Here is a 24,786-nt window from a genome sequence, read left to right on the forward strand (position 1 = left end):
GTGCGCTCGCGGAAAATCCTTTTCAGCGCCTTTCTTGCAACGGCCGTGACGCAGGCGATAGCGGCGGAGCCCGTTCCGCTGCCCCAGCCCAGGCCGGATTCCAGCGAACCTGCCGACAGGCCGATCGCCGCACAATTGCCGCAGCCCGCCACCACCGCCCCGCTGCCGTCGGCCGATACAATCAATCCCGACCGCTTCGGTGCAAAGCCGTCCGATGCTGCCTATGGCGCCTTTCAGCGCGGACTTTACAAGACGGCCTACAACCTTGCGCTTTCCCGTGCTCAAAACGGCGATCCGGCGGCACAGACGCTGGTGGCAGAGATACTGTCGCGCGGCCTCGGCGTGCCGGTCGACGCGGCAGGGGCGGCGAAGTGGTATGCGCTTGCCGCCGAGCAGGGCGTCCCGGAATCGCAATTCCAGTATGCGCTGATGCTGCTCGACGGCCGCTACGTCAAAAAGGACGAGAAGGAGGCCTATGCGCTGATGCAGGCCGCCGCCGAGGCCGGCAACCGCCTGGCGCAGTTCAATTTTGCACAGTTGATGGTCGAACAGGAGCCCGGCGATGCCGGTATTGCCAAAGCCGTATCCTATTACGAGCGCGCTGCCGCGACCGGGCTTGCCGACGCACAATATGCGATGGCACAGGTCTACGCCAATGGCGCCGGCGGCAAGCCGCGCGACGATGTCCGCGCCCGCGGCCTGCTGGCACAGGCCGCGCGGCAGAACTACGACACCGCACAGATCGATCTCGCCACCTGGATGATCGAGGGGCGCGGCGGCGTCCGCGACCTGAAATCCGGCTTCAACTGGATGAAACAGGCCGCAGAAGGCGGCAATGTCGCCGCCCAGAACCGTCTCGCCAAGCTCTATATGAACGGCATTGGCACCGATCCGGATCTGATCCTCGCCGGCGCCTGGTATGTTGTCGCCCGCCGCGCCGGGCTCATAGACCAGGAGATGGACGATTTCCTGCAGGGCCTGACCGACGAGCAGACGCAGCAGGCGCTGCAACGGGCCAACCGCCTGCCCTGACCGCGATCTCGCGGCCCATCGCACCCGGGCTCGTCAGGCGGGCTTATCGCGTATGATCGAGGACGACCTTGCCGAAGGGCGAGCCGTGTTCAAGGTACCGAAAGGCTTCAGCGGCCTGGCTCCACGGCACGACCCGGTCGATCACCGGTCTCAACCGGTTGACGACAATGGCGCGGTTCATCGCCTCGAAGGATTCGCGTGAGCCCACCGGGATGCCTCGGGCCCTGACCTGCCGGCGGAAGATGTCGAGCGGGTTGATGGCGCCGTCACTGCCGCCGAGATAGCCGATGACGTTGATCTGGGCGCCGCGCGCCGCTGCCCTCAGCGATTGTGCAAAACTCTGCGGTCCGCCAACCTCGATGATATGGTCGGCGCCGCGGCCATCCGTCAATCCGAGCACGGCCGATGCCCAGTCGGGGACGCTGCGATAGTTCACGCCATCCTGCGCGCCAAGTTGCTTTGCCCGCGCAAGCTTCTCGTCGCTGCTCGACGTCACGATGACGCGGGTCCCGGCAGCGGCGGCGAACTGCACCGCAAACAGTGAAACGCCGCCGGTGCCGAGGCAAAGCACGGTGTCGCCGGGTTTGACGCCGCCCTCCGTAAACAGCGCGTGCCATGCCGTCACGCCGGCGCATGGCAGCGTCGCCGCCTCGAGGTCGCTCAGATTGGCTGGCGCCAGCACCGCCGCCTGTTCGTCAAGCCGGGCAAATTCGCTGAGCAGCCCGTCGATTGGGCCGCCGCGTTGATAGGAGGGCTCGGCCATGGCGAAACTGCCGCCGACCCAGCGTTGCCAGAACGTGCCGCAGACCCGGTCGCCGATCTTGAACCGGCTGACCTCGGCGCCGATGGCAACGACTTCGCCGACGCCGTCCGACAGCGGCACCAGCGGCAATGCAAACTTCGTGTGATAGCTGCCGCGGACGATCTCGGCATCGCGGTAGTTCAGCGCCGTCGCCTTCACCTTCACAATCATCTCCTGGCGCCCTGGCTCGGGCATCGGCCGCTCGACCATTCTGAGGTTCTCGAGGCCGCCCGGGCTCTGCAATTCGATCGCTTTCATCGTCGTTCCTTTCCGGCTGGGTCCTGCCGGAGGAAAATCGCTTGCCATCCATCGGATTTCAAATTCATAATGTTCAGGATAATTATGCTTCTATGACATGTTCGGGTGCGTCATGCTTGAAGAACTGAAAACACTGGCCCTCTTTGCCGAGGAGGGTTCGATTCAGAAGGTGGCGCAACGCCTGCCGTTGACGCAGCCGGCCGTCACCCGCCAGATCCAGCGGCTGGAGGAGATGCTCGGCACGGAATTGCTCGACCGCCGGCTAAAGCCGTCGCGACTGACCCCGGCCGGCTTAGAGGTGCTGGCACGCGGCAAGGACATTCTCGCCGCGGTCGACGCGCTGAGATCATTTGCCAAGGGCGACGAGCCGGAGGGCCTGCTGCGGCTCGGCCTCGCGCATGGACTTTGCGACAAAGCCGTGGCCGCCGCTATTGCTGATGCCGTGGCGCGGTTTCCGAAGGTCTCGCTGCGTCTGAAGAGCGGCTGGAGCCTTGAGCTGGCCGACCAGCACAAGCGCGGACAGCTCGACCTCGCCTTCATCCTGGATGGCGGCAATTCCAACACTGGCGACGGCGTTGTCGGAACCGAGCCCCTTGGCATCATCGCTGCGGAAAACACCGGCCGGCTGGCCGACGTTAAGACCATGCCCTGGGTCCTCAGCCCTGAACCTTGCGACGCGCGCCGGCGGCTGGCGGCTGCCCTTGCCGAGGGCGGCCACAAGTTGATAGTCGGCGCCGAGATTCAGGACAGCGCGCTGCAGATCGACTGGGTTCGTCGAGGCCAAGGCCTTGGCCTGCTGCCCAGGCGGCTGCTGCGGGAAAAGCCGCCGCAGGGCATTGCCCTGGTCGACGCTCCCGGCCTCGAGCTGTCGCTGCGAATTGTCGTGCTGCGTTCGCCGCACCTGCATCTTTTGAGAGAGGTCGCCGACGCGGTGACCGAGGCTGTCACCGCGACTGTCAGGACAGACTGAGGCCGCCACGCCGCGTTGCCGGGCCAGCCTCGCTCCCGCTTCATCGGAAGGCGCTCCTTGCCTCTGCTGGCGATTTGTGGTCTTGGAGGCGCCAAATCGCCCTTTGCGGCGATCATCTCATTTCCGGATCATCTCACCATGGCCAAGATCAATGGCAACGAAATCCGTCCCGGCAATGTCATCGAGCATGATGGCGGCCTTTGGGTGGCGGTCAGGACCAATACCGTGAAGCCCGGCAAGGGCGGCGCCTACAACCAGGTCGAGCTCAAGAACCTGATCAACGGCACCAAGCTCAACGAGCGCTTCCGTTCGGCCGAGACGGTCGAGCAGATCCGGCTCGATCTGAAGGATTTTTCCTTCCTCTACGAGCAGGGCGACGCGCTGGTATTCATGGACACCGAAAGCTACGAGCAGCTCGAATTGCAAAAGGAGTTCGTCGGCGATCGCGCGGCCTTCCTGCAGGACGGCATGATGGTGACGGTCCAGCTCTATGACGAAAGGCCGATCGGCATTTCGCTGCCCGACCAGGTGACGCTGACCATCACCGAGGCCGACCCGGTTGTGAAGGGCCAGACGGCAGCCTCGTCCTACAAGCCGGCGATACTCGAAAACGGCATTCGCGTGCTGGTGCCGCCGTTCATCGGCTCGGGCGAGCGCATCATCGTCGATACCAACGAAATCACTTACGTACGCCGCGCCGACTAGGGCGTTATCCCAAAGAGTTGCAGACTTTTTGGATAAGATCATGCGTCAAGGCAAATAGGCGCAGCGACAGGAAGAACAGCAATGGCGCGTTCCGCGATCCTCAATGTCATGGTCCAGGCCGCAATGAAGGCCGGCCGCTCGCTGTCGCGTGACTTCGGCGAAGTGCAGAACCTGCAGGTCTCGATGAAGGGGCCGGGCGACTATGTCAGCCAGGCCGACCGCAAGGCCGAAGACATCGTCTTTGCCGAACTGTCCAAGGCGCGGCCCGGCTACGCCTTCCTGATGGAGGAACGCGGCGTGATCGAGGGCGACGACGGCCAGCACCGCTGGATTGTCGACCCGCTCGACGGCACCACCAATTTCCTGCACGGAATTCCGCTCTTTGCCGTTTCGATCGCGCTGGAGCGCCAGGGCCAGATCGTCGCCGGCGTCGTCTACAATCCGGCGATGGATGAGCTCTATACCGCCGAGCGCGGCGGCGGCGCTTTCATGAACGACCGCCGGCTGCGCGTCGCCGGCCGCACCAAGCTGGTCGATGCGGTGATCGGCTGCGGCATGCCGCATCTCGGGCGTGGCCAGCACGGCAATTTCCTCATCGAATTGCGCAATGTCATGGCCGAGGTGTCCGGCGTCCGCCGTCTCGGCTCCGCCTCGCTCGATCTCGCCTACGTCGCCGCCGGCCGCATGGACGGGTTCTGGGAAACCGGCCTGTCGGCCTGGGATGTCGCCGCCGGCATTTTGCTGATCCGCGAGGCGGGCGGCTTCGTCTCCGATTTCGCCGGGGGACAGGATGTGCTGAACGCCGGTTCACTGGTTGCCGGCAACGAACTCATCCAGCGCGCGCTGTTGAAAACTATAAAAAGGCCACTCTCAGCCAGCTGATAGAGGCACGCCGCGCTGAAGCGCCGCAGTCGCAAAACCGCAACCAAAGCTTGAAATACTGTCCCGCGGCCGCCCAGATAAGGCGGCGCAGGATCATCGATGACGAACAGCCGACCCCAATCCCAGAGCGAACTCTCCCAGCTCGACATTCCCTTCATGGGGCGCTGGCATTACTCGCGCGCCGAGATCATCGCCGACGGCATCGTCCACGCCGTCGGCATCGTGCTGGCGATCGCTGCCGGCTCGATGCTGCTGGCACTGGCCGCCTATCGAACCGGTCCCCGGCGAATATGTCGCCGCCGCCTTCTATGTAGTCTCGCTGCTCACCGTGCTGTCGGTTTCGCTGGCCTATAATGTCTGGCCGGTGTCGTCGCCGGCAAAATGGATATTGCGGCGCTTCGACCATGCGGCGATCTACCTGCTGATCGCTGCGACCTACACGCCGTTCCTGGCCCAGCTCGGCGGCTCGCCGCTGGCCGTTTCGATGATCGTCCTGGTCTGGACCGCCGCGGCGATCGGCATCGCCATCAAGGTCTTTCTTCCCGGCCGTTTCGACCGACTGGCGATCGTCTTCTATCTGGCTATCGGCTGGAGCGGCATCGTTCTGGTGGAGCCGCTCGTGCGGACGCTGCCGGCGACATCGATCGCGCTCATCGTTGCCGGCGGCATCGTCTACTCCTGCGGCGTGATCTTCTTCGCCTGGAAGGGCCTGCGCTTCCACAATGCGCTGTGGCATGGCTTTGTCGTCACCGGCGCCGGCCTGCATCTGGCCGCCATGGTCGACTGCCTGGTCATCAACCGGCTTTGACCTCTGGTTGCGGACAGTGGCAATATTGCCAAGCGCCATTCAATTTCGTCACAATTCCGTTTAGAGTCGCAAACACAAATTGATCGGCGGCGACGGCATCGGAAACGGGGCACGGATGACTCTTCTCAGATCCTTCGGCATGGGCAGGCGCTCCGACGTTCTGATCTACGATCCGCACAAATTGTCGAGCCCGCAGGTGTTTCTGCTGACCATGGTGATCTTTCTGTTCATCGTGGCCTTCATCGCCGCCATCCTGACCCGCCAGATCTCGACCGCCTTCGTCACCAATCCCGGCCTTAACGGCCTGATCATCGGCGTGCTGGCGGTCGGCATCCTGCTGGCCTTCGTCCAGGTCGGCCGGCTGTTCCGCGAGGTGCGCTGGGTCAACTCGTTCCGCGCCGGTTCCGAAACCACCGAACCGGTGCTGCTGGCGCCGATGAAGGCGATGATCGGCCGCTCGTCGACGATTGCCTTCTCGACCAGTTCGATGCGCACCATGCTGGATTCGATCGCCACCCGCCTCGACGAAAGCCGCGACACGTCGCGCTACCTTGTCGGACTGCTGGTGTTCCTCGGCCTGCTCGGCACCTTCTGGGGCCTGCTCAACACGATCGGCTCGATCCGCGAAACCATCGAGTCGCTCGATCCCGGCACCGGCGATGCCGCCGCCGTGCTCGAATCCCTGAAGCAGGGGCTTTCCGCTCCGTTGGCCGGCATGGGCACCGCCTTCTCGTCCTCGCTGTTCGGCCTCTCCGGCTCGCTGGTGCTCGGCTTCCTCGACCTGCAGGCCGGCCGCGCCCAGACGCGCTTCTATACCGAACTCGAGAACTGGCTGTCCTCGGTCACCGACCTCTCCTCCGACATCGTCGTTGCCGACGCAGTCAAGACCGAACCCTCCGAGGAAATCCGGCTGTTGTCGGAAAAGCTGCGCACGCTGCAGGAGAATGGCGGCAGCTCCAATCCGCGCGTCGCCACCGCCATGGCCAATCTCGCCGACGGCATTTCCGGCCTGGTCAAGAACATGCGCTCGGAACAGCAGATCATGCGCGACTGGGTCGAGGCCCAGTCGGACGAGCAGAAGGCGATGCGCAATACGCTGGAGAAGATCGCCGACGCCTTGAAGAAGCCTGGAGTGCATTGACGTGGCGTTGGCACGAGGCCGGCGCTCCGACCGCCGCATCGATTACTGGCCGGGCTTCGTCGATGCGCTGTCGACGCTGCTGTTGGCGATCATGTTCCTGCTCACGGTTTTCGTGCTGGCGCAGTTCCTGCTCGGCCGCGAGATCTCCGGCAAGGACACGGTGCTCAACCGCCTCAACTCGCAGATCAACGAGTTGACCCAGCTTCTGGCGCTGGAGCGCTCGACGACGCAGGACAAGGAAGACACCCTTGCCAATTTGCAGGCATCGCTGTCCGCATCGGAGGCGGAAAAGAGCCGGCTCGAGCAATTGCTGGCGCAAGGCGCCGGTGCCGGCGATGCCGCCAACCAGCGTGCCACCGCCCTTTCCGGCGAACTCGACAGCCAGCGCCAGATCAGCCAGCAGGCGCTGAGCCAGGTCGAGATCCTCAACCAGCAGATTTCGGCGCTGCGCAAGCAGATCGCAGCGCTCGAACAAGCGCTCGACGTGTCCGAAACGCGCGACCGCGAATCCAACACCAAGATCGCCGATCTCGGCCGCCGCCTCAACGTCGCACTGGCGCAACGCGTGCAGGAGCTGAACCGTTACCGCTCCGATTTCTTCGGCCGCTTGCGTGAAATTCTCGCCGACCGCGAGAACATCCGCATCGTCGGCGACCGCTTCGTCTTCCAGTCGGAAGTGCTTTTCCCGACCGGCTCCGAGGTGATCAACGATGCCGGCAAGGTCGAGATGAAGAAGCTCGCCGATGCCATCATCGAATTGCAAAAGGAGATCCCGGCGGAGATCAACTGGGTGCTGCGCGTCGACGGCCACACCGACAACAAGCCGCTCTCCGGCACCGGCCGCTATCGCGACAATTGGGAATTGTCGACGGCGCGCTCGACATCGGTGGTCAAGTTCCTGATCGAGAACGGCGTGCCGGCCAACCGGCTGGTCGCGGCCGGCTTCGGCGAATTCCAGCCGCTCGACCCCGCCGATACCGAAGAGGCGCGCAACAAGAACCGCCGCATCGAGTTGAAGCTGACCGAGCGGTGATCTGCAAGCCTTTGGCTTGCGCCATGCTCCGGATCGGGGCCGGCCGGAGCGGCGGGGCCATCTAGGGCACCGGCGCGGCGCCGGCAAGCCCCGAAGAAATTACCTTTTTTTGATTACAATTCGCCGCGACGCGTCACTAGCTTTTGGCAAGGGGCCGGGAACCGCCGGCGATGCCTCCCACATCGCGACGCGACGGAACCTGACGGCCCGCGGCCGGAAGGCAGGACCCTCCCAACCACCGCCTTCCCCAGTAAAGGAGACGCAATCATGCGCTTCTTCGCTCCCATGAATCTCAGGACTGCTACGCTCGCCACACTTCTCCTCGCCGTTCCGTTTGCTGGCGCTTACGCCGGCCCGCGTGCGACGGCCTTGATCAATCAGATCCAGAGCGTGGAGACGGGTATCCTGGGCGCCATCCGGGCGAACAAGCTCGAGCCGGGTGAGGCACGTGACCTGCGCACGCAGGTCGCTCAACTCGATCGGGCCGCCCAGAGGGCCGCGCGCGATGGAACGATGCCGAGCACGCAATATCAGCAGTTGCTGGCGCAGCTCGACGATGTCAGCCAAAAGCTGCGCGCTGCTACCGGCAGTGCCTTCCTCATCGGCAACGGCGCCGACGGCGGATACTATCCGAACGGCTATGGCCCAAACTATCCAGGCGGCTGAAATCGGCCGCCGTGCCCGGCGCTGTGGCTATTGATTTTGCGCATGATCCTTTCCAGCTCGGTTCAGGGATCATGCGCTAGCCCAACGCCAGCGCAATCAGCGCCAGCGCTGGCGGCAATGCATCGTTCGCGGACGGCTTTCGGGGTTGCCAACAGTTTTGCATTGGTATCTTTTCCCGCCGTCAAATCAGCGGAATCCACAATGTCCTTTCAAAAACTCGACGACCTCGGCCACAAGCTCGAAGCGCTGGAACACGCCCTCGCCATCCTCGGCGCCGACGAGGCGACCCATATGGCGGTCGGCGGCGGCGAGAAGCGCGCGGAGGCAATGTCGGCGCTTGCCGGCATGCACCATGCCCGGGCAACGGCGCCGGAGATTGCCGACTGGATCGCGGCGGCCGAGCAGGAGGCGCTGAACGAAGAGCAGCAGGCCGCGGTCAGGGAATTCCGCCGGCAATACACCAACCTGACCTGCCTGCCGGTCGAGTTCGTCGAGCGCCAGACGACCGCGCGCATGCGCTCCGAGCAGCTCTGGCGCGACCTGCGAGCCAAGAACGACTGGGCCGGCTTCCTGCCGGCGCTGGAAGGCGTCGTGGCACTGGTCCGCGAGGAGGCAGCCCTTCGCGCCGAGGTGCTCGGGCTCGAGCCTTACGACGCGCTGATGGAGCAATATGACCCGGGCAATCGCACCGCCGACATCACGCCTGTGTTTGCCGAGTTGAAGACCTTCCTGAAAGGCTTCGTACCGGAGGCACTGGCCGTGCAGGAAGAGCGGCTGGCGAAACATCCGCTGAAGCCGCTTTCCGGCAGCTACCCCCTGGACAAGCAGCGCGAGCTTGGCCTCGCCATGATGGCGGCAGTCGGGTTCGACCTCACCCACGGCTCGCTGTCGGTTTCGCACCATCCGTTCTGCGGCGGGGTGCCGAGCGACGTGCGCATCACCACGCGCTACAAGACTTCGGATTTCCTGTCGGCGCTGATGGGCGTGCTGCACGAGACCGGCCATGCGCTGTACGAGCAGAACCTGCCGAAGGCGTGGGCGCACTGGCCGCTCGGCAAAGCGCGCGGCATGGCGGTGCATGAAAGCCAGAGCCTGTTCGTCGAAAAGCAGATCGGCCGCAATCCAGAATTCTGGCGCTGGGCGCTGCCGGTGGTCGAAAGGCACCTCGGCGAGAGCTGGACAATCGACGACATCCTGCCGCATGTGCACCGGGTCGAGCGCGGCCTGATCCGCGTCGATGCCGACGAGGTCACCTATCCGCTGCATGTCATCCTGCGCTACGAGCTGGAGCAGGAGCTTGTCTCGGGTCGGCTGGAGGCAGCCGACCTGCCCGAGGCCTGGGATGCCAAGATGCGCGATTATCTAGGCCTGTCGACATCAGACAATCCGGCTGATGGTCCGATGCAGGACGTCCACTGGCCGGGTGCCGCCTTCGGCTATTTCCCCTCCTACACGCTCGGCGCCATGATGGCGGCGCAGCAATGGGCGGCGCTGACCAGAGATCATCCTTCAGCCGACGAAGACCTCGCCAAGGGAGATTTCGCCGCGATCAACGACTGGCGCCGCAAAAGGATCTGGTCGCAAGGCTCGCGCTGGTCGACACCGGAACTGCTCGAACGCGCCACCGGCGAAAAGCTCAATGCCGTGCATTTCACCGACCATCTGAAGAAGCGGTACGGGAACTGAGGCGCTTCATCTATTCCCGGTTCTTGCCGCGTGACCGCAGAAATCCGCGAAACTGGCCTTTACTTTGGTGAGAAAGCCTCTGAAAAAGGAGTTCTGCCAAGTTGGGCGAGCGTAGATGTCTATCTGTTACAGTTTTCATAGGATGAAGTCTTTCTGGCCCCGCTTGGTATTTTTCATCTTATTGATCGGCCTGAGTTCTCCGGCCATGTCCGACGACATGGTTCTCAAGGGTCCGGCAGAAAGCTGGGTAGAGCAGCTTGATATTCCGGCTGCCGATCCCGCCCGATCGGATCAAATCAAGAATGGCGTTTCATGGCTGCTCTCGGACGACCAGATCAAGCATCGTGCCGGCGGCTACATCGAGTACTCGCGCACCGTCTATAAGATCGTCGACCGTCCCGGCCTGGATCGTGGCGCGAGCATCGATCTGCAGTTCGATCCGTCCCGGCACAAGGTCACGCTCAACCATCTTCACATCATCCGCGATGGTGCCGTTCTGGACCGGCTGGAAGGCGTCGAATTCGACATCTTCCGCAGGGAAAGAGACGCCGAGAAAGGCGTCTTCGACGGCTGGCTGACAGCACATGTCAACATCGATGACGTGCGCGCCGGCGACATCGTCGATTACGGGTCGACCTACGAAGTAACACCGCTGGTCGGCAAGGATCTTTTCTTCAAGAATTTCTCCACCGAATGGGAAGAACCGGTAGCGCTTATCCGTACAAGCATCATTTGGCCTTCGGGCCAGCCGCTCGAGATCAAGACCAGGGGGACCCGACTCAAGCCCTCAATCTCCTCGACTGGGCCAGACACCACCTATCTGTGGGAAATCTCAAACCCGAAACCGGTCAATGTCGAGGATAACCTGCCCGTGACCTATCCGGGCTGGGGCTCCATCGATGTCGCGTCTACCGCGAATTGGCAAAGTGTGGTCGATGCTGTTGCGCCCTATTACAAGCCAGCGACCGTTTTTCCCTCGGCTTTTGCCGCAAAGCTCGACGACATCGCTCTGCGGCATCCGGTGCCCGAAGACCGGATGGTCGAGGCAATGCGGTTGGTGCAGGACCAGATCCGCTATGTAAGCCTGTCGATGGGTGCCGGTTCCTACGTTCCGCGTGATCCCGCGACGGTCATCCTGAGCGGGTTCGGTGACTGCAAGGACAAGGCCCTGCTGCTGGTTTCGTCGCTTGTGCGGCTTGGCATTGCTGCCGAGGTCGCCTTGGCCGATCTCGACGAGGGACGGGCCCTGGACCAGCATCTGCCGGCGCTTCGCGATTTCGACCATGCCATCGTCAAGGCAAGGATCGGAGCAAAGACATATTGGCTGGACGCCACGAACTATCTTCAGGGTGGCAGGGCGCACAATCTCGCACAGCCGGACTACGGCTTCGCGCTGCCGCTTTCCAGCACCGGCGGGTTGGAGAAGATGCCGAGCCCTGTACTCACCAGCCCATCGATCCAGATCGCCGAGGAATTCGACTTTCCGCCGAAACCGGGCGATCCCCTCGTGCTGACCGTCTTCTCGACATATGAGGATGCCGATGCCGATTGGATGCGCGGCAATTTCGCCAGCCGGTCGCTGAGCGAGGTGTCGGACGCTTACCTGAAATATTACAACAAGCAATATCCGGGCATCCAAACCATCGCCAAGCCGGAAATCGTGGATCGCCGCGACGGCAACATAGTGAGCGTGAAGGAAAGTTATCGCTTGCCGGCGGAGGCGCTGGCGGCCAACGATCTGGCAAAGAATTTCCCGATCCGCGCGGCCGATCTCGGCAACAACTCTTTTCCAACCCCGACAATCGTCGACCGAACCGGGCCCGTCTCCCTCGGCCCCCAGCTCTACCGCCGCCACAAGGTGACCGTGCGCAACCTCAAGGCGAGATTTTCCGGCGAGTCGATGAAAAACGTCGTGACGCCCTATCTGTCTCTCAAGGCGTCCTGGTCCAACACGCCCACCGAATTTCAAGTTGAATGGAACTTTCAGACGCTGGCAACTGAAGTGCCGGCGAAGGCGATTGCCGATTATCTGAAAACCGTCGATGAGGTCGCAGACCAAATTCGCTGGCAGTACGATTTTACCTATGAAGAGCCGCCTGCCGATGTGCAGCTCAGCGATCCGGCAAGGGAGCAGCGACAGACCGTCGCCAGCATGCTTTTGTTGTCGTTGCTTGTCGGCGTTCCCCTGTTCATCGCCTATCGACGCGGCAAACGCCGAGCTTTCGGTAGCTGAAGAATCTCGGCGGCCGCGGGCAGATCATGCCGGTCTTCGGAAAAGATCACCGTCAAACAAGAAGATGAAGCCCAACCCCCGATGAGATCGGGATGGAACAGGCTTCGACTCCGTAGCGATGCTACTCCGCCGCGCCCCTGAAAGCATTCGCCCCGGTCTCAAATTGCAGCTTGGCCAGCCGCGCATAGATACCGCCCTTGGCGACCAGGCTCTGATGCGTGCCTTCCTCGACGATGCGGCCGCCATCCATGACCAGGATGCGATCGGCCTTCAGCACGGTTGCCAGCCGATGCGCGATGACGATCGTGGTGCGGCCCTTCATCAGCCGGTCCAGCGCCGTCTGCACCAGCGTCTCGCTTTCGGCATCTAGCGCCGAGGTCGCCTCATCGAGCAGCAGGATGGGCGCATCGCGCAAAATGGCGCGGGCGATCGCGACGCGCTGGCGCTGGCCGCCCGACAGCGTCACCCCGCGCTCACCGACCTGGCTATCATAGCCCTTTTCGAGTTTTAGGATGAACTCGTCGGCAAGCGCGTCCTTCGCCGCCGCCTCGATCTCGGCCTGGCTGGCGCCAGGCCGGCCAAAGCCGATATTGTCGCGCGCGCTTGCGGCAAAGATGGTGACGTCCTGCGGCACGATGGCGATGCGCGCGCGGATCGCGGCCGGATCGGCCTCGCGCAGATCGATCCCGTCGATGACGATCCTGCCGGCTTCAGGATCGTAGAAGCGTAGAAGCAGCGAAAACACGGTACTCTTGCCGGCGCCGGATGGCCCGACGATCGCCAGCGTCTCACCGGGTTTGACCTGAAAGCTCAGGCCATGGACGGCGGCGCGGTCGGGCCGGGCCGGATAGGAGAAGGAAACATCGTCGAAGCTGATCGCGCCTCTCGCCTTTGCCGGCAGCGGCTTCGGATCGGCGGGCGCCTGGATCGCGGGTTTCTCGGCCAGGATCTCGGTCAGCCGTTCGGCAGCGCCCGCTGCCTGGGACAGTTCGCCCCAGACCTCCGACAAGGCGCCGAGCGCGCCTGCGGCGAACACCGAATAGAGCAGGAATTGGCCAAGCGTGCCCGGCGACAGGGTGCCGTCGAGCACGTCGCGCGAACCGAACCACAGCACCGCCACGACCGACGAAAAGATCATGAAGATGGCGAAGAAGGTGAGAAAGGAGCGGGCAAAGATCGAGGCCCGCGCCGCTTCGAAGGCTGCTTCCACGGCGGATGAAAAATACCTGGTTACAAGCTTCTCGTTGGTGAAGGCCTGCAGCGTGCGCACCGCGCCGATCTGCTCGCTGGCATAGGCGGTGGCATTGGCCAGTGTATCCTGCGCCAGCCGTGACTTGCGCCGCACCGAGCGGCCGAAGGCGACCAGCGGCAGCACGATTAGCGGAATGGCCGCGATGACCAGGCCGGACAGTTTTGGGCTGGTGAAGACCATCATCGCCACAGCGCCGAGGCCGAGGATGACGTTGCGCAGCGCCACCGAGGCGGTGGCACCGACGGCGGATTTGACCTGTGTCGTGTCGGCAGCGAGCCGCGAGACGATCTCGCCCGACTGGGCCGTGTCGAAGAAGGAGGGCGACAGCGTGGTGACGTGGGCAAAGACATCGCGGCGGATATCGGCAACGACGCGCTCGCCGAGCGTGATGACGAAATAGTAGCGGCTGGCCGACGCCGCCGCCAGAACGGCCGCCATCACCACCAGCATGGCGAAATATTCGGCAATGAAGCTGGAATCGGAAGCGGAAAAGCCGTGGTCGATCATCCGCCGCACGGCCAGCGGCAGCGCCAGCGTCGTCGCCGCCGCGATGGCCAGCGAGACGACCGCGCCGATGACCATCTTGCGGTAATGGGTGATGTAGGGAAACAGGCGCTGCAGCGGCCTCAGCGAGCGCCTGCGCTCGTCTGCATCGCCGCTGATGTTCGCCATGACCGTTTCCTTTGGCCCTTTGAGGTTTGCGCCATCAATATGCGCTTGCCACGGCCTTGTGATTCAATTCCGGCTGATGTATAGGCTCGCCGACCGTTTTAGAAGCCGTGGCTCCTCAATAGCTGCGGCTTCGAGTTTTAAAAAGGGGCGCATCGACGCAGGCTTCAGCCCGTCGGCAGCGCCCGGCAAGCCAGGAACAGACCCATGAAGACCGACATCCATCCCGACTATCACACCATCAAGGTCGTCATGACCGACGGCACCGAATACATGACCCGTTCGACCTGGGGCAAGGAAGGCGATACGATGAACCTCGATATCGACCCGACCACCCACCCGGCCTGGACCGGCGGCCAGCAGACCCTGCTCGACCGCGGTGGCCGCCTGTCGAAGTTCAAGAAGCGCTTCGAAGGTTTCGGCCTCTAAGCCGCAGGCCTTTCGCATCAGAAAAAACCCGCCCTTGAGGCGGGTTTTTTCTTGACCTTAAATGCGCGGCGGAACGCATCCGCCAGGGAGGGCGACATGTCTATTCTCGAAGATAAGCGATGTTCCAACCTCATGGGCGGGTACAAGACCATTTATGATCCGCGACCGGCCTTGCGAGCGCTCGCCCTTCAGTACGGTAACAAGTCTATCTGGGATGAACTCTGGAATGAGTTGCATCACCAGGGAGATGTCGGAGACGCATCTTACGCAGCGGTTGTTGAAATCGCTCACATCTCCGAAGGCCACGCTCCCGCCTATTGGGGAGCCTACGGTCTGGCTGCCACCATCGAAGAGGCTCGCCTGGTCGACGGTCGAAACCCGTCAATTCCGGATTGGATCGAACCGCACTACAAAATTGCCTGGCAGACTCTTTTCCAGTTGGCTTTGCGGGATCTGGCACTTTCGGCGGATGACGAGACCATTAACTGCGCATTGGCTGTTGTCGCCCTTTATCGAGGCCTGCTCGACCTCGGCCGAATGGCGATGTGCACGGAGGATGAACGTGCGGAAATGCTGCGGGATTACTTCGGCCGCTAGCGTACAGCTTTACTCGGCCAGCAACTCCCTCAGCGCCATCCGCTTGTAGGCCGCAACCAGCCGGTCGCCTTCCTGCCGCCCGACCGAGATCGCCAGCCGCATTGCGGCCTCGCCCATCTGCCAGATGAGAAATGACGTCGTTTCCAGTGCTTCCGGATCGGCCGACGGCCGCAACCGCTTCAGCACCGCAGTAAGGAATTCGGCGTTGGCCCGGCTGTCGGCAAGCTCAAGTTCGCGCAACGCCTTGTCGGCCTGCGTGCCCGACCAGATGTCGCGCATCACCGGCTCCGCCAGGAACATTCCGTAGTAGATATCTACCAGTTCCGAAAATGCCCGGCGCAGGCCTTCGGCGTCATTGACCTCGGCCAGTGCTGCCGCAATGCAGGCCTGGCTTTCGGCGGTGTAGCGTTCGGCTAGCGCCCAGATGATCGCCCGCTTGTCCGGGAAGAACTGGTAGAGCGAGCCGATCGACACGCAGGCCCTCTCTGCAACCTCGCCCATGCGCATGGCATCGCTACCTTGCTCGGCGATCAGCGCCGAGGCGGCGGCCAACATGCGCTCGACCCGCTCGCGGCTGCGCTGCTGGCTCGGCGCCCGACGCGGCGATGCGATCTGGCCGTCCTGTGAATCCGATACGGCAGAGCCTTCCATCATTGTCTCCAGACGAACAATCAACAAATTGGCTTGACTCGCAAAATACGAGGGTTTATCACGTTTTGCAAATGTGAGGATTACTCACATTTGGAAAACGGAGGAAACCGAAATGACTGACACGACATCGAAACCAATTCTGATACTCGGCGGCACCGGAAAAACCGGCCGCCGCCTTGCCGAGCGGCTGACCGCGCATGGCACGCCGGTGCGGATCGGTTCGCGCTCCGGCAGCCCAAGCTTCGACTGGGAAATTCCGGCGACCTGGGGCCCGGCCTTGCAAGGAGTGAGTGCCGTCTACATCAGCTACTACCCCGACATTGCCGTGCCGGGCGCCGCCGAAGTCGTCGACGCCTTCGCCCGGCTCGCCTTGGCCAACGGTGTCACCCGGCTGGTGCTGCTGTCAGGCCGCGGCGAGACCGAAGCCCAGCGCGCCGAAGAGATGCTGAAAGCCTCGGGCGCTGACTGGACGATCCTGCGCTGCGCCTGGTTCTCGCAGAATTTCAGCGAAGGTTTTCTCGTCGAGTCCTTGCTGGAAGGCGAAGTGGCCTTGCCGGTCAGCAATGTCGGCGAGCCATTCGTCGATGCCGACGACATCGCCGATGCCGCCTTCGTCGCGCTGACCGAGCCAGGCCATGTCGGAGAGCTCTACGAGCTGACCGGGCCGCGGCTGCTGAGCTTCGCCGACGCGGTCGCCGAGATCGGCAGGGCCGCCGGCCGCGACATTCCCTTCAAGCAGATTTCACATGCCGAGTTCACCGTCGCCATCGCCGAGCACGGATTGCCGGCCGAGTTCGCCTGGCTGCTTAACGAGCTGTTCACCGAAGTGCTCGACGGCCGGAACGAGTCGCTGACCGACGGCGTCCAGCGCGTGCTCGGCCGCGCCCCAAAAGACTTTTCCGCCTACGCAACCGAAACTGCCGCCACGGGCATCTGGAGGAACTGACATGATCATGAAACTGCTTCCCACCCTCACCTTCGTCGCTGCCATTGGCTCAGGCGTTGTCGGCGGCGTTTTCTTCGCCTTCTCCAACTTTATCATGCCGGCGCTCGCCCGCTTGCCTGCCGGAGGCGGCATCGCCGCCATGAATTCGATCAACATCACCGTGATTACGCCGACATTCATGACCGCGCTTTTCGGCACCGGGCTGGTCTGTCTTGTCCTTGCAGCCGGCGCTCTTATCGGCTGGAGCCAACCGGGTGCATTCTGGCTCCTCGCCGGCGCCCTGATCTACCTCGTCGGCAACCCGATCGTGACGATGATGTTCAACGTACCGCTCAACAACGCCCTGGCCGCAGTCGATCCGGCAAGCGCCAACGGCGCCGCGGTATGGGCCACTTATCTCAGGGACTGGGTGATGTGGAACCATGTCCGCACCGTCACCGCTATCGTGGCGCTGGGCTGCTTCATCTTCGCATGGCGGTGAATGCAGGACGGAAGTGTAAAAGGCCGTCAGGCAGGGTCCTTCGACTTATGGCCCTTGCGGTCGGCATGGCCGAGATCGCGATCCGGATCGATGACATCGCGAACCAGTTGCTTGAGTTTTGCGGCGTCGGGAAAACCGCCGTCACGCTTGCGGTCCCAGACCAGCGTGTCATTGCAGGAAATGGTGAAGATGCCGCCGGTGCCGGGCACCAGCGTCACTTCGCCGAGATCGGTGCCGAAGGTGGACAACAGCTCCTGCGCCATCCAGCCGGCCCTGAGCAGCCATTGGCACTGGGTGCAATAGGTGATGCGGACGGTGGGCGCCTGTTCGTTCATGCCGCGCTGAGCTTCGCCAAGGTCTCCTCGTCGACCTCGAAATTGGCGTAGACGCTCTGCACGTCGTCGTCGTCTTCGAGCGTCGCGACCAGCTTCATCAGCGATTGTGCCCGCTCCTCGTCGACCGCGATATTGGTCTGCGGCTTCCAGATCGGTTTCACCGATTCAGCCTCGCCGAGTGCGCCTTCCAGCGCCTTCGACACTTCGCCGAGATTCTCGAAGGCGCAATAGATCGTGTGGCCTTCCTCGTCCGACTGGACATCGTCGGCGCCGGCCTCGATCGCTGCGTCCATCACCTTCTCGGCGCTGCCGGCCGATGCCGGATAGTAGATCTCGCCGACGCGGTCCCACATGAACGAAACCGAGCCGGTCTCGCCCATCGCCCCGCCGGCCTTGGTGAAGGCGGCACGCACATTCGACGCCGAGCGGTTGCGGTTGTCGGTCAGCGCCTCGACGATCAGCGCGACACCGCCTGGCCCGTAACCCTCGTAGCGCACGGCTTCGTAGGTCTCGGCATCGCCCATCGACGCCTTGTTGATGGCGCGTTGGATATTGTCCTTCGGCATCGACACCGCCTTGGCATTCTGCACCGCAAGGCGCAGGCGCGGGTTCATCGATGGATCGGGCGTGCCGCTCTTGGCGGCGACGGTGATTTCGCGCGCCAGCTTGGAAAACATTTTCGACCGCACCGCATCCTGGCGGCCCTTGCGGTGCATGATGTTCTTGAACTGTGAATGGCCAGCCATGGCACCCCTGTCGTCTTCTCGGCTAGAGCATCTGCCGCCTGGTGAACCACCCGGCATCTTGCAAAATGCTCGAATTCAAAATTTCAGAACGTCCTGCTGCGTCCTGACGGACGGACGGCGCTCTCTGTCGGAATGGCCGGCTTATAGATAAATCGGCTCACTTCGTCCAGCCGCGCCATTGCTGCCGGCACGCAAGGGTTTCAAGACCCGAAAATCGGCAGGCTTCGGCAACCTTTCACCCCTCAAGATCGGATTTCAGCCGGTCGAGGATGCTGATCGCGTGCGTGGCATATTGGCTGATCCAGCGGTCGTGGATGTGCTTGATCGGCAGCGCGTTGAGATGGTTCCAGCGTTCGCGGCCCTCGCGCCGCGCCACCACCAGGTCGGCCTCCTCCAGCACCTTCAGATGCAGCATGACCGTGCAGCGGTCCATGTCTGGGAAGGCATCGCACAACATGCCGGTGGTCTGCGGCGCATCCTTCAGCTGGTCCAGCAACGCACGCCGGCGCGGATGCGCCAGCGCCTTGAAAACATTATCGTCCCGCGATTGGCTTGACATGTTATATTTCTATAACATATCGTTGACCCGTTCAAGAAAGGAGCTGTGGATATGTCTCTCGGATTCAGGGTTTCTGGCCGCATCGGCAAACCGGTCGCCGAAGTCTTCGATGCGGTCGTCAATCCGAAGAAGCTCAGCGGCTACTTCACCACGATCGGCGGCGCCAGCGCCCCTCTAGTGGCGGGCGTCGGCGTCGTCTGGTGGGGCAAGGTCCCGGTCGAGGTCGACGAGGTGAAGAAAGACAGCCGCATCGTGCTGCGCTGGGATGCCACCGGCGCCGACGGCAAGCCAGCCTACAAGACCCGCATCGAGATGAATTTCGAGCCGCTCGACGATGGCGGCACCTTCGTCACCATCGCCGAAACCGGCTGGCACGAGGACGCGGTCGGCCTGAAGAAGTCCTACCTCAATTGCGAGGGCTGGTCGCAGATGCTGGCCTGCATGAAGGCCTATGTCGAATACGGCATCAATTTGCGCGACGGCTATTACCGCAGCGAGATGAAGGGCGAGCCGGCCAACGAGAACAACATCTGAAAAGCCACCAAGATGACGGAGGCCTGCGATGAAGCAAGTGACGCCATTTCTGATGTTCGAGGGCAAGGCCGAAGAGGCAATGACCTTCTATTGCGAGACAATCCCCGACAGCAGCGTTCTTGACGTCACACGTTACGGCTCCGGCGAAGACGGCCCGGAAGGAACGGTCAAGCTGGCGCGCGTGTCCATAAGCGGTCTGGAAGTGATGGTCTACAACAGCCCCGTGCACCATGCCTTCACGTTCACGCCGTTGGTCTCGCTGTATGTGGATTGCTCCACGGAGGCAGAGCTGAACGGCATTGTCGAGGCGCTGGCCAAGGACGGCAAATTTCTGATGCCGCTGGACAATTATGGTTTCAGCCGCCGGTTTGCGTGGCTCAACGACAGGTTCGGAGTCTCCTGGCAGATCAATTTGGCATAGCAGGTTCTGGACCGAACCAGCCAATCGAACCTGAACACGGCAATGGAGCCAGCAAATGACCCCGAAGATCACCGGCGGCATTAACATCGCCATGAAAGTCCCGCCGCATCAATACCAGGCGACGATCGCCTTCTATCGCGACGTCGTCGGCCTGAAGCCATTCACGGCCAAGGCGCCGGCCGTCGGCTTCGAACTCGGTCCCAATCGGCTGTGGATCGACGAAGCACCGATGCTGAGCCAGGCCGAGATCTGGCTCGAGCTGTTCACCGATGATTTTCCGGCCGCTGCGGAGCATCTCGCCCAGGCCGGCGTCGTGCGTTGCGACGCCATCGAGGCACTGGGTGAAGGCTTCCGCGGCGGCTGGATCACCAACCCGGCCAACATCATTCACCTGGTGCGCGAGCCCGATGCCTGGTGAACAGGGCGGCGCCGTGGAAAGGAGGACGATATGGAAATCCGTGAAACACCGACCGCCGAAGCCGGCATGCTGATAAGGCGGCCGGTCGCCGACGTATTCGAAGCCTTCGTCGATCCGGCGATCACGACGAAGTTCTGGTTCACCCATGGCAGCGACAGGTTGGACAGCGGCAACGAAATCCGTTGGGAATGGCGCATGTACGGCGTCTCGACGACGGTCAATGTCAGTGAGATCGTCGAAAACAAGAAGATCGTCATGCAATGGAGCGATCCGCCGACCACGGTAGTGTGGACTTTCGCCGAAATGCCCGGCGGCATGACCTTTGTCGAGGTCCGCAATTTCGGCTTTGCCGGCAGCCCCGACGAGCAGGTCAAGCAGGCGATCGATTCGACCGGCGGTTTTGCGCTGGTGCTCGCCGGCGCCAAGGCGTGGCTGGAGCAAGGCCTGACGCTTGGCCTGATCGGCGACCGCCATCCGAAGGGCGTGCCGGCAAATTAGCTCTTCTACACGGGGAATTTGACTCCTTTGGCGAGCCTTCCAAGCGCTGCGCGGTGCCGAAGTTGTGAAATGTCGGCGGGACAGCGCCCCCTCTGCCCTACCGGGCATCTCCCCCACAAGGAGGGAGATTGGCCGTCACCTCTGCCTTCGAAGCTGCCGATCTCCCCCCTTGTGGGGGAGATGTCCGGCAGGACAGAGGGGGGCGCGAAGGATCGCCAGAGAGCGGAGCTTCCGGAATGTCGAAAGTATCGATTTCGCTGTCGGGCAATTCAGCCAGCTTGGCGAGCTGGTCGCGCTGATCCTGGCTGAGATCGTTCCTGCTCATCGAGTCATTCTATCATCAATGTGAACCATTCACATACCCTACTCAGTGCCCGCCGCCCTTTGCCTTCTTCCGCCGCCGCGCCAGCATGTTGAGCCCTTCGACCAGTGCCGAAAAGCCCATGGCGGCGTAGATGTAGCCTTTCGGCACATGGTAACCCATGCCGTCGGCGATCAGCGTCATGCCGATCATCAGCAGGAAGCCGAGGGCCAGCATGACGATGCTGGGATTCCTGGCGATGAAATCAGCCAGCGGCCCGGCCGCCAGCATCATCACGCTCACCGCCACGATCACCGCGATGTACATGATCGCGATTTCGTCGGTCATGCCGACCGCGGTGATGATCGAGTCGATCGAGAAGACGAGGTCGAGCAGCAATATCTGAAAAATGGCGCCGGCCAGCGACAGCTGCAATGTCTCGCCCATCATAGTGTCCTGGTGATCATCGAGATCGACCGTGTGGTGGATCTCCTTGGTCGCCTTCCAGACGAGGAACAGGCCGCCGGCGATCAGGATCAGGTCGCGCCATGAAAAGCCATGGCCGAAGGCGGTGAATATCGGCGTCGTCAGCTGGACGATGATCGAGATGGTGGCCAGCAGGATCAGCCGCATCACCAGCGCGGCGGAGATGCCGAGCCGCCGGGCGCGGGCTCGCTGCGCTACCGGCAATTTGTTGGTCAGGATCGAGATGAAGATCAGATTGTCGATGCCGAGCACGACCTCCAGCACGATCAGCGTCAGCAGCGCGACCCATGCCGTCGGGTCGGAGACAAAGGCGAAATGCGGCGCCAGGAATTCGACTAGCTGCATGGAGGTCGTCCCCTCTACGATCTAGAGCAGTTTCGCCGGCAATTGGGTATTGCAAGCGTCCATATCAATGTCACGACCAGAAGGATGGGGCCGTTTCCTCCAGCCGCGGGCCGCGGCGAAACGGCGCGATCCGTTCGGTCAGGCCGCTACGGTCGGAAATGTCGACGCCAACGCCGCACAATGTCGCCGGTCCGGTCGACGCCTCGAAGCGGCCTTTCGGCACCTTGGACAAGAACCGGTTGAGCGGCTCCTCCTTGTCCATGCCGAGCGAGGAATCGTAATCGCCGCACATGCCGGCATCGGAAATATAACCGGTGCCGCCATTGAGGATCTGGTGATCGCCGGTCGGTTGATGCGTATGGGTACCGACAACAAGGCTGGCACGGCCATCGACGAAATGGGCGAAGCACATTTTTTCCGAGGTCGCCTCGGCATGGAAATCGATGACGATCGCATCGGCCTGCTCGCCAAGCGGACAAGCGGCAAGTTCGCGCTCGCCGGCCTGGAACGGATCGTCGAGTTCGGGATGCATGAACACCCGGCCCATGATGTTGGCGACCAGCACGCGCGCGCCGTTCCTGGCGATGTAAACGCCTGAGCCGCGCCCCGGCGTACCCTTGGGGAAATTGGACGGACGCAGGAAGCGCTCTTCGCGCGGTGCGAAAATCAGCGCATCGCGCTGGTCCCAGACATGGTTGCCGGTGGTGACGACATCGGCGCCGGCCGAGATCGTCTCGCGAAAAATCTCCTCGGTGATGCCGAAGCCGCCGGCGGCGTTCTCGCCATTGACGATGACGAAGTCGAGTTTGAAATCCGAGATCAGGCCGGGCAGTTGTTCCCACACCGCCGTACGTCCTGTCTTGCCGACCATGTCGCCGAGGAAGAGAAGTCTCATATAAGCGTGATCCCGAACCGAAGGTCAGCGAAGCAAAAAGCTGCATGACTTTCGGAAAAGATCATGCGTCCAGGAACTTATCTACAATTTCGGCGCGAACCGGCGCAACCCGCTCTCGGTGAGTATTTCCGGAATGATCATGTCATGCGGCTCGTCCGGCACCAGGGCCACCTCCTGGCAGTCGAAGGCAATGCCGATCAGCCGCGGCTGTTGCCCCTTGTCGGCCAGCCGCGCGATCGCCCGGTCGTAATAGCCGGCGCCGTACCCGATGCGGTGGCCGCGCGAATCGAAGGCGGCAAGCGGCACCAGCATCGTTTGGGGATCGAGCACCTCGGCTTCCTCATGCGGCCCGACGGTGCCGAAGCCCATGTCGATCATCGGCGCGCCGCGTACCAGCTCGCGAAAAACGATGGTGGTCTTGTCCAGGATGGCCGGCAGGCAGAGCCTTGCCCCCTTTTCGCGCAAGGCAAACATCAGCGGCCGGACGTCGACTTCCGAGCGCATCGGCCAGAAGCCTGAGACGATCTGGCCCGGCTCGACCGTGATCCGGTCGCGCGCCGTCTCAGCCATTTCGAGTGCTGCCTCCACCCGCCAGAACGGATCGAGCGCGTCGCGGCGCCCGAGGGCTTGGTTGCGGAGATTTTTTTTCCGGTCTTTTGGGGATGTCATGCGCCGACGATAGAAAAGGTCAGATTTGGATGGAGTTTTACGAGCGACGTTTTGGAGGAGCGGCGCGAACCGCACAAAGCGGCGCGACGACAAGATCCGCCAGACATGGCCTTCAGATATGGCCTTTTCGATAGGTGACGATCCACACAACCGGTGGAGAGAGCGATCCCGGGAACCTACAAAGTAGGTGGGCGCCGTATGAGAAAACCCACGGGTCTTCCCAGGGACAGCTCCCTAGGGATCATTAAGGCCCCGGGGAAAATGTTCTCCTGCCGGGAAGCGCAGACCGTCCCCGCCAATATAGGCAGACGGCAGACCAAGCGCCAGAGAGACGACATGTTTCGGCGCTTAATTCGACGCAGAACCCCTCGACGAGGTCAGCGCCCGCAAGATCCCCGCTTCGCCAGCGGCGCCTTGCACAGCGAAGGCCGCGTCCTTAGGGTCGCGCGATGAACCCGGGAGCAAAAATGCGTTTCGAAGGCACGGCAGCCTATGTTGCCGACAAGGATCTGATGGTGGCAGTCAACGCGGCGATCGCGCTGGAGCGGCCGTTGCTGGTCAAGGGCGAGCCCGGCACCGGCAAGACCGAACTTGCCCGCCAGGTGGCGGCAGCTCTCGGCCTGGATCTGATCGAATGGCACGTCAAATCGACGACACGGGCGCAGCAGGGTCTCTATGAATATGACGCCGTCTCGCGGCTGCGCGACAGCCAGCTCGGCGATGAGCGCTTCAACGACATCCGCAATTACATCAAGCGCGGCAAATTATGGGATGCCTTTGCCGCCGGCAAGAAAGTCGTGCTTCTGATCGACGAGATCGACAAGGCCGACATCGAATTCCCCAACGATCTGTTGCAGGAACTGGATCGGATGGAGTTCTTCGTCTACGAGACCGGCGAGACCATCCGCGCCATCGTCAGGCCGATCGTCATCATCACCTCCAACAACGAGAAGGAATTGCCGGACGCCTTCCTGCGCCGCTGCTTCTTCCACTACATCCGCTTTCCCGACGTCAAGACGCTGCACAAAATCGTCGACGTGCACTATCCCGGCATTAAGCAGAATCTCGTGCGAGCAGCACTGACCCAGTTCTACGAGATCCGTGACGTGCCGGGCCTCAAGAAGAAGCCGTCGACCTCCGAGGCACTCGACTGGATCCGCCTGCTCGTCGCCGACGACATCGCGCCGGAAGACCTGCGCGCCGACCCGAAGAATGCGCTGCCGAAATTGCATGGCGCGTTGCTGAAGAACGAACAGGACGTGCATCTGTTCGAGCGCCTGGCCTTCATGGCGAGACGGCAGGGGTGAGGGGCGGGTCGGCCGGAAGCCGACCAAAGCT

The 24,786-nt window shown here is 62.5% G+C and carries 27 protein-coding genes, 1 other RNA gene and 1 pseudogene; 19 read left to right on the plus strand and 10 right to left on the minus strand.

The genetic code is table 11. The features are described 5' to 3' along the window. Complete coding sequence (locus NKH21_RS13595; RefSeq protein WP_352666150.1) at positions 1–1,032, plus strand: tetratricopeptide repeat protein; 1,032 nt, start codon at positions 1–3, stop codon at positions 1,030–1,032. 43 nt (positions 1,033–1,075) lie between these two features. Here NKH21_RS13595 and NKH21_RS13600 read toward each other — a convergent pair whose 3' ends face one another. Further along, on the minus strand, positions 1,076–2,092 hold the full coding sequence (locus NKH21_RS13600; RefSeq protein WP_352666148.1) for a zinc-dependent alcohol dehydrogenase family protein: 1,017 nt from the start codon (positions 2,090–2,092) through the stop codon (positions 1,076–1,078). Between the two features lie 112 nt (positions 2,093–2,204). On the opposite strand from NKH21_RS13600, the gene NKH21_RS13605 reads away from it, so the two are divergent. From NKH21_RS13605 to NKH21_RS13645, 9 genes and pseudogenes are all read left to right on the plus strand, one after another. Beyond that, entirely contained in the window at positions 2,205–3,062 is an 858-nt protein-coding gene (locus NKH21_RS13605; protein ID WP_352666147.1) for a LysR family transcriptional regulator, read from the plus strand. 138 nt (positions 3,063–3,200) lie between these two features. Then, positions 3,201–3,767, plus strand: a complete 567-nt coding sequence (efp, locus tag NKH21_RS13610) for an elongation factor P (RefSeq protein ID WP_292664037.1) — start codon at positions 3,201–3,203, stop codon at positions 3,765–3,767. An 81-nt stretch (positions 3,768–3,848) separates the two neighbouring features. Continuing rightward, positions 3,849–4,649: an inositol monophosphatase family protein gene (locus NKH21_RS13615; RefSeq protein WP_352504937.1), complete on the plus strand. Its 801-nt coding sequence runs from the start codon at positions 3,849–3,851 to the stop codon at positions 4,647–4,649. A gap of 99 nt (positions 4,650–4,748) precedes the next feature. Beyond that, positions 4,749–5,457: pseudogene (gene trhA, locus NKH21_RS13620) on the plus strand (PAQR family membrane homeostasis protein TrhA). Between the two features lie 115 nt (positions 5,458–5,572). Then, on the plus strand, positions 5,573–6,598 hold the full coding sequence (locus NKH21_RS13625) for a MotA/TolQ/ExbB proton channel family protein (RefSeq protein ID WP_352489246.1): 1,026 nt from the start codon (positions 5,573–5,575) through the stop codon (positions 6,596–6,598). Between the two features lies 1 nt (position 6,599). Continuing rightward, positions 6,600–7,631 carry a peptidoglycan -binding protein gene (locus NKH21_RS13630; protein ID WP_352865540.1) on the plus strand — a complete coding sequence of 344 codons (1,032 nt, stop codon included), beginning with the start codon at positions 6,600–6,602 and terminating at the stop codon, positions 7,629–7,631. 267 nt (positions 7,632–7,898) lie between these two features. Next, positions 7,899–8,297: a hypothetical protein gene (locus NKH21_RS13635; protein WP_352666143.1), complete on the plus strand. Its 399-nt coding sequence runs from the start codon at positions 7,899–7,901 to the stop codon at positions 8,295–8,297. Between the two features lie 201 nt (positions 8,298–8,498). Next, positions 8,499–9,983 carry a carboxypeptidase M32 gene (locus NKH21_RS13640; protein WP_352865542.1) on the plus strand — a complete coding sequence of 495 codons (1,485 nt, stop codon included), beginning with the start codon at positions 8,499–8,501 and terminating at the stop codon, positions 9,981–9,983. A 205-nt stretch (positions 9,984–10,188) separates the two neighbouring features. Further along, entirely contained in the window at positions 10,189–12,216 is a 2,028-nt protein-coding gene (locus tag NKH21_RS13645; protein ID WP_352666141.1) for a DUF3857 domain-containing protein, read from the plus strand. A gap of 121 nt (positions 12,217–12,337) precedes the next feature. Here the strand turns inward: NKH21_RS13645 and NKH21_RS13650 are convergent, their stop codons facing one another. Beyond that, positions 12,338–14,140, minus strand: coding sequence for an ABC transporter transmembrane domain-containing protein (locus tag NKH21_RS13650; RefSeq protein ID WP_352666139.1), 1,803 nt, complete (start codon positions 14,138–14,140; stop codon positions 12,338–12,340). 204 nt (positions 14,141–14,344) lie between these two features. On the opposite strand from NKH21_RS13650, the gene rpmE reads away from it, so the two are divergent. Together rpmE and NKH21_RS13660 are read left to right on the plus strand one after the other, a co-directional pair. Beyond that, positions 14,345–14,566, plus strand: a complete 222-nt coding sequence (gene rpmE, locus NKH21_RS13655) for a 50S ribosomal protein L31 (RefSeq protein ID WP_006327661.1) — start codon at positions 14,345–14,347, stop codon at positions 14,564–14,566. Between the two features lie 96 nt (positions 14,567–14,662). Further along, on the plus strand, positions 14,663–15,163 hold the full coding sequence (locus tag NKH21_RS13660) for a hypothetical protein (protein ID WP_352666137.1): 501 nt from the start codon (positions 14,663–14,665) through the stop codon (positions 15,161–15,163). A 9-nt stretch (positions 15,164–15,172) separates the two neighbouring features. On the opposite strand, the gene NKH21_RS13665 is transcribed toward NKH21_RS13660, so the two are convergent. After that, on the minus strand, positions 15,173–15,814 hold the full coding sequence (locus tag NKH21_RS13665; protein ID WP_352865546.1) for a TetR/AcrR family transcriptional regulator: 642 nt from the start codon (positions 15,812–15,814) through the stop codon (positions 15,173–15,175). Positions 15,815–15,926: 112 nt separating this feature from the next. Between NKH21_RS13665 and NKH21_RS13670 the strand changes: the two genes are divergently transcribed. Next, positions 15,927–16,760: an NAD(P)H-binding protein gene (locus NKH21_RS13670; RefSeq protein ID WP_352865549.1), complete on the plus strand. Its 834-nt coding sequence runs from the start codon at positions 15,927–15,929 to the stop codon at positions 16,758–16,760. Position 16,761: 1 nt separating this feature from the next. Beyond that, positions 16,762–17,241 (plus strand): anthrone oxygenase family protein, encoded by a 480-nt coding sequence (locus tag NKH21_RS13675; RefSeq protein WP_352666133.1) that lies wholly within the window; start codon positions 16,762–16,764, stop codon positions 17,239–17,241. A 26-nt stretch (positions 17,242–17,267) separates the two neighbouring features. On the opposite strand, the gene NKH21_RS13680 is transcribed toward NKH21_RS13675, so the two are convergent. The 3 genes from NKH21_RS13680 to NKH21_RS13690 form a co-directional block, all read right to left on the minus strand. Then, positions 17,268–17,576: an Rdx family protein gene (locus NKH21_RS13680; protein WP_352666131.1), complete on the minus strand. Its 309-nt coding sequence runs from the start codon at positions 17,574–17,576 to the stop codon at positions 17,268–17,270. Next, complete coding sequence (locus NKH21_RS13685) at positions 17,573–18,322, minus strand: YebC/PmpR family DNA-binding transcriptional regulator (protein ID WP_023678028.1); 750 nt, start codon at positions 18,320–18,322, stop codon at positions 17,573–17,575. Before NKH21_RS13685 ends, NKH21_RS13680 begins: the two co-directional genes overlap by 4 nt. A 235-nt stretch (positions 18,323–18,557) precedes the next feature. Further along, complete coding sequence (locus NKH21_RS13690) at positions 18,558–18,881, minus strand: ArsR/SmtB family transcription factor (RefSeq protein WP_352666129.1); 324 nt, start codon at positions 18,879–18,881, stop codon at positions 18,558–18,560. Positions 18,882–18,932: 51 nt separating this feature from the next. Between NKH21_RS13690 and NKH21_RS13695 the strand changes: the two genes are divergently transcribed. The 4 genes from NKH21_RS13695 to NKH21_RS13710 are packed head-to-tail and all read left to right on the plus strand — an operon-like array spanning position 18,933 to position 20,752. Next, positions 18,933–19,415, plus strand: a complete 483-nt coding sequence (locus tag NKH21_RS13695; RefSeq protein WP_352865553.1) for an SRPBCC domain-containing protein — start codon at positions 18,933–18,935, stop codon at positions 19,413–19,415. A gap of 28 nt (positions 19,416–19,443) precedes the next feature. After that, entirely contained in the window at positions 19,444–19,836 is a 393-nt protein-coding gene (locus NKH21_RS13700; RefSeq protein WP_352666126.1) for a VOC family protein, read from the plus strand. A gap of 55 nt (positions 19,837–19,891) precedes the next feature. After that, positions 19,892–20,254, plus strand: a complete 363-nt coding sequence (locus tag NKH21_RS13705; RefSeq protein ID WP_352666125.1) for a VOC family protein — start codon at positions 19,892–19,894, stop codon at positions 20,252–20,254. Between the two features lie 30 nt (positions 20,255–20,284). After that, a complete protein-coding gene (locus tag NKH21_RS13710) occupies positions 20,285–20,752 on the plus strand; it encodes an SRPBCC family protein (protein ID WP_352666123.1) in 468 nt (155 codons plus the stop codon). Between the two features lie 367 nt (positions 20,753–21,119). On the opposite strand, the gene NKH21_RS13715 is transcribed toward NKH21_RS13710, so the two are convergent. The 4 genes from NKH21_RS13715 to ssrS all read right to left on the minus strand — a co-directional run bounded on the left by NKH21_RS13715 (position 21,120) and on the right by ssrS (position 23,739). Beyond that, positions 21,120–21,884, minus strand: a complete 765-nt coding sequence (locus NKH21_RS13715) for a TerC family protein (RefSeq protein ID WP_023678035.1) — start codon at positions 21,882–21,884, stop codon at positions 21,120–21,122. Positions 21,885–21,954: 70 nt separating this feature from the next. Continuing rightward, positions 21,955–22,779, minus strand: a complete 825-nt coding sequence (locus tag NKH21_RS13720) for a TIGR00282 family metallophosphoesterase (protein WP_023678036.1) — start codon at positions 22,777–22,779, stop codon at positions 21,955–21,957. 81 nt (positions 22,780–22,860) lie between these two features. Then, the gene (locus tag NKH21_RS13725; protein ID WP_352666122.1) at positions 22,861–23,448 is read right to left on the minus strand and encodes a 5-formyltetrahydrofolate cyclo-ligase; all 588 of its coding nucleotides are present in this window, start codon (positions 23,446–23,448) and stop codon (positions 22,861–22,863) included. 135 nt (positions 23,449–23,583) lie between these two features. Next, positions 23,584–23,739: non-coding RNA, 6S RNA (ssrS, locus tag NKH21_RS13730), on the minus strand. 176 nt (positions 23,740–23,915) lie between these two features. On the opposite strand from ssrS, the gene NKH21_RS13735 reads away from it, so the two are divergent. Beyond that, entirely contained in the window at positions 23,916–24,755 is an 840-nt protein-coding gene (locus NKH21_RS13735; protein ID WP_352666121.1) for an AAA family ATPase, read from the plus strand. The last annotated feature ends 31 nt before the right edge of the window (positions 24,756–24,786 follow it).

Source organism: Mesorhizobium sp. M1329, assembly GCF_040318035.1.
Lineage (GTDB): Bacteria > Pseudomonadota > Alphaproteobacteria > Rhizobiales > Rhizobiaceae > Mesorhizobium.

Bases quoted from the DNA above. Each gene is read 5' to 3' on its own strand.
- NKH21_RS13600 (WP_352666148.1), bottom strand. From the start codon at position 2,092: ATGAAAGCGATCGAATTGCAGAGCCCGGGCGGCCTCGAGAACCTCAGA.
- NKH21_RS13605 (WP_352666147.1), top strand. From the start codon at position 2,205: ATGCTTGAAGAACTGAAAACACTGGCCCTCTTTGCCGAGGAGGGTTCG.
- efp (WP_292664037.1), top strand. From the start codon at position 3,201: ATGGCCAAGATCAATGGCAACGAAATCCGTCCCGGCAATGTCATCGAG.
- NKH21_RS13615 (WP_352504937.1), top strand. From the start codon at position 3,849: ATGGCGCGTTCCGCGATCCTCAATGTCATGGTCCAGGCCGCAATGAAG.
- NKH21_RS13625 (WP_352489246.1), top strand. From the start codon at position 5,573: ATGACTCTTCTCAGATCCTTCGGCATGGGCAGGCGCTCCGACGTTCTG.
- NKH21_RS13635 (WP_352666143.1), top strand. From the start codon at position 7,899: ATGCGCTTCTTCGCTCCCATGAATCTCAGGACTGCTACGCTCGCCACA.
- NKH21_RS13640 (WP_352865542.1), top strand. From the start codon at position 8,499: ATGTCCTTTCAAAAACTCGACGACCTCGGCCACAAGCTCGAAGCGCTG.
- NKH21_RS13645 (WP_352666141.1), top strand. From the start codon at position 10,189: ATGTCCGACGACATGGTTCTCAAGGGTCCGGCAGAAAGCTGGGTAGAG.
- NKH21_RS13650 (WP_352666139.1), bottom strand. From the start codon at position 14,140: ATGGCGAACATCAGCGGCGATGCAGACGAGCGCAGGCGCTCGCTGAGG.
- rpmE (WP_006327661.1), top strand. From the start codon at position 14,345: ATGAAGACCGACATCCATCCCGACTATCACACCATCAAGGTCGTCATG.
- NKH21_RS13660 (WP_352666137.1), top strand. From the start codon at position 14,663: ATGTCTATTCTCGAAGATAAGCGATGTTCCAACCTCATGGGCGGGTAC.
- NKH21_RS13665 (WP_352865546.1), bottom strand. From the start codon at position 15,814: ATGGAAGGCTCTGCCGTATCGGATTCACAGGACGGCCAGATCGCATCG.
- NKH21_RS13670 (WP_352865549.1), top strand. From the start codon at position 15,927: ATGACTGACACGACATCGAAACCAATTCTGATACTCGGCGGCACCGGA.
- NKH21_RS13675 (WP_352666133.1), top strand. From the start codon at position 16,762: ATGATCATGAAACTGCTTCCCACCCTCACCTTCGTCGCTGCCATTGGC.
- NKH21_RS13680 (WP_352666131.1), bottom strand. From the start codon at position 17,576: ATGAACGAACAGGCGCCCACCGTCCGCATCACCTATTGCACCCAGTGC.
- NKH21_RS13685 (WP_023678028.1), bottom strand. From the start codon at position 18,322: ATGGCTGGCCATTCACAGTTCAAGAACATCATGCACCGCAAGGGCCGC.
- NKH21_RS13690 (WP_352666129.1), bottom strand. From the start codon at position 18,881: ATGTCAAGCCAATCGCGGGACGATAATGTTTTCAAGGCGCTGGCGCAT.
- NKH21_RS13695 (WP_352865553.1), top strand. From the start codon at position 18,933: ATGTCTCTCGGATTCAGGGTTTCTGGCCGCATCGGCAAACCGGTCGCC.
- NKH21_RS13700 (WP_352666126.1), top strand. From the start codon at position 19,444: ATGAAGCAAGTGACGCCATTTCTGATGTTCGAGGGCAAGGCCGAAGAG.
- NKH21_RS13705 (WP_352666125.1), top strand. From the start codon at position 19,892: ATGACCCCGAAGATCACCGGCGGCATTAACATCGCCATGAAAGTCCCG.
- NKH21_RS13710 (WP_352666123.1), top strand. From the start codon at position 20,285: ATGGAAATCCGTGAAACACCGACCGCCGAAGCCGGCATGCTGATAAGG.
- NKH21_RS13715 (WP_023678035.1), bottom strand. From the start codon at position 21,884: ATGCAGCTAGTCGAATTCCTGGCGCCGCATTTCGCCTTTGTCTCCGAC.
- NKH21_RS13720 (WP_023678036.1), bottom strand. From the start codon at position 22,779: ATGAGACTTCTCTTCCTCGGCGACATGGTCGGCAAGACAGGACGTACG.
- NKH21_RS13725 (WP_352666122.1), bottom strand. From the start codon at position 23,448: ATGACATCCCCAAAAGACCGGAAAAAAAATCTCCGCAACCAAGCCCTC.
- NKH21_RS13735 (WP_352666121.1), top strand. From the start codon at position 23,916: ATGCGTTTCGAAGGCACGGCAGCCTATGTTGCCGACAAGGATCTGATG.